Here is a 487-nt window from a genome sequence, read left to right as displayed (position 1 = left end):
TGGAATTTGCTTGGGCAACGGTTTCTTGTAATCGACATCCATACAGGCTCATAAAGTCCAGAATATCGATACTTTCTGATGATTGAGCTTGCCATGCTTGAACTAGTGGCTTCTGTGGAAGTGTCGGAACCGACAATGTATTGAAGTCTTGCGTTTGAATTTCACCCGCGTCAGAGATGTCCGCAAACACATTTTCTAATCGAGCCTGATAGTTATCCAACACTTGCTCACCATGACTCGCTGAACTAAAGCCACAAGCACTCAACAACAATGAAAAGAGAACAACGATGACGACGCCAAAAAACTTGGCTTTGTATAGGTTCCGAAGTTCAGAATTACGCGCGATCAATGGGAAAGCTCAACACCTCTTGAATAGAACTGACTTTCAGCTTGAGCATCAACAAACGGTCAACACCAAGTGCAACGCCAGAACACTCAGGTAAGCCAGAAGCTAATGCACTTACAAGATTCTTATCATACGGTACAT

Annotated in this window: 2 protein-coding genes; both read right to left on the bottom strand. The window is 43.5% G+C overall.

Annotated elements, in window-relative coordinates:
* The coding region (locus A3762_RS05695) for a DUF3080 family protein (protein ID WP_156493268.1) at positions 1 to 349 on the bottom strand (349 nt) is incomplete at its 3' end.
* Positions 336 to 487, bottom strand: a 152-nt coding sequence (locus tag A3762_RS25685; RefSeq protein WP_304439269.1) for an amino acid--tRNA ligase-related protein, incomplete at its 5' end; no start/stop codon positions are given. The genes A3762_RS25685 and A3762_RS05695, both read right to left, overlap by 14 nt.

The sequence above is a fragment of the Oleiphilus sp. HI0125 genome, assembly GCF_001635355.1.
Note: the sequence above shows the minus strand (reverse complement) of the source record. Positions and strands in the feature narration are given on the sequence as shown.